2 protein-coding genes are annotated in these 1,994 nt (G+C 58.1%); both read right to left on the bottom strand.

Annotation, left to right across the window (positions count from 1 at the left end):
• Positions 1-19: 19 nt before the first annotated feature.
• Complete coding sequence (cas1, locus tag NW843_RS03620) at positions 20-451, bottom strand: CRISPR-associated endonuclease Cas1 (protein ID WP_414522141.1); 432 nt, start codon at positions 449-451, stop codon at positions 20-22.
• Positions 448-1,869: a TIGR03985 family CRISPR-associated protein gene (locus NW843_RS03615; RefSeq protein ID WP_414522140.1), complete on the bottom strand. Its 1,422-nt coding sequence runs from the start codon at positions 1,867-1,869 to the stop codon at positions 448-450. The genes cas1 and NW843_RS03615 overlap by 4 nt, the downstream gene beginning before the upstream one ends.
• Positions 1,870-1,994: the final 125 nt, after the last annotated feature.

Genomic DNA, 1,994 nt, shown 5'->3' with positions numbered 1-1,994 from the left:
TTCAGTATAGTTGAGCTTATTATTGACTAGAGTCATGCTCCTGTAAGGGGGCAATTTGGCCGCGGGTAGCCCGGTTGTGCAGTTGTAGAATTGCCCGTTGGTTGCGAATCTTGCCGCGCACAATCACCTTGGCCCACCTCAGCCCCCAGGGGGAGTAGGCCCGCTGATACTGGGCCAGACGGATCTCAGAGTTGGTGGAGAAGGATCCCTGCAGGCGACCGCGAAAACCGCCATCCGCACGCAAAAAAATGGTTTCGATGCCTCGATCCAGCAGTTGGGCCAAAGCTGCGCTGGTCAATTGGATCCCGGGCAACACCACCACCAGCTCCACCTCCGCAAGGCGGCAAAGCTGCTCTTGACCACGGCGGCGAATGAGCAGGGTTTGGTTTTGGCAGTGAACCACAGTCCCCGGCTCGGTTAGGTAGAGGGTGGTCATGGGCAGGAAGGTCAAGAAAGCTTCAGGTCGGGGCGATAAAACTGCAGCTCTGCCTGAGCTTCTCGAGCCATCTGTTCCCGGTAGGCCGGGGGAGCGATCACCTCGCCGTTGGGCCGCCAATCCCGCAGGCGCATGGTGAAATTGGTATCTCCCACCCGTACCCAGGCGCGGAAGTACCGGTCGCTGGCTGGTCTTTGCCGGACAATGTTCAAAATCTGTTCGCGCTCCCGCGCATCCGCCACTGCCCGTTGCACCAAAGCCGGGATCCGCTCGTAGGCAATGGGCTGGAAGGTGGGATGTCGCACTGTGCTTTCCACATAGCGACGGGCAAACTCCGGGGAAAATCGAAGGATCAACAAAGCCTTGGGCAGGTAAAAATCGGATCCCCAGGCCTCTTCCCATGCCACCTGGACTTCCTCTGGGCTGGGCAGCTTCTTTTGCCGTTTGCGGGTTGCCAGCTCTGGCGGAATGGAAGGAGCGTCCCAGGGAATCACCGCCAAGCGCTCAGACTGGATCCGATCTAAGCGGAAATTGTGCCAGCCCAGGGATCCTTCGGGGGTGGGAAGCTGGCCAAAGGCTGCCAAATACTTGGCGCGGCGGGCATAGAACAAACAGACTGGGTAAGTGAGAACGTGTCGGATCCCATGTTGGCGGGTGGCGTAGTCAAAACCGATCACCCCTGCTTCTGGGTTGGCCCAAAGGGCTTCTAGCTGGCTTTGATATTCATCCACCCGTTCTTGCTGTTCGTCTGAGAGGATGTACTCAAACCAGACAAACAGCCGCCGCTGGGAGTGCTGATCGCGCCAGCGGGACGGAGTCCTTTGGTTGGCCCAGATTTCATCCAGCAAAACCTGCACATCTGGATGTACAAAGGCCACATCGCTGAGGATGTGATAGATCTGTTCCAGTTGATGGCCCGATAAGGTCAAAGCCGATGAAGATACGGGCAGTTGGGGACGATCCCCCGGCGCACGGCAGCGAAAATTATCTCTCCGCCTAGAGTTGGCCTGAATTTGTTGCAGCCAACCCCGGGCAGCCAGGTAATCCAGCTCTTTGCGCAGTGTGCGATGGGTCTTGTGAAAGGGTTGAGCAGATAGCAGCGCTTCCAGATCCGGAACTTCTGCTTTTAAGGCGGCCAATGGGTTGGGATCCTTCAGCCAAAACCTCAAGGGTTTCCAGCAAATGCAGTCAACATCAGGACAGGGTGAAGGGATCCCTTGTGCCAGATCCTGCTTGGGGTGCCGTGGTGAGAGCAAGCGATCCCGGATGTGGGTGTAGCCAAAGGTTTCCGGCAGGTCTGGCCAGCGGTTTTCGCCATAGAGGCAGTGGAGCAGTACCCACAGGCGCACGGCCCGCTCCAGGCGCTCCGCCAACTGACCGCCCGCTAACCAACGCAACACTTCCACCGTCAAAGGCAGCTCAAATCCGCTCATCCGACAGTTCCCTCGGTTTTTGGGTTGACCAGTTGATGGCACTTCAGGCCAGGGGTTTTCTTGGAGCAAGGCGCAAGTGAGAGCGTAAACTACCCGGCTCCGACCGCTAAGCGGTACGGAGCGGG

This window comes from Synechococcus sp. R5-12 (assembly GCF_047502655.1).
In the GTDB taxonomy this organism is placed as follows: domain Bacteria; phylum Cyanobacteriota; class Cyanobacteriia; order Thermostichales; family Thermostichaceae; genus Thermostichus.
Note: the sequence above shows the minus strand (reverse complement) of the source record. Positions and strands in the feature narration are given on the sequence as shown.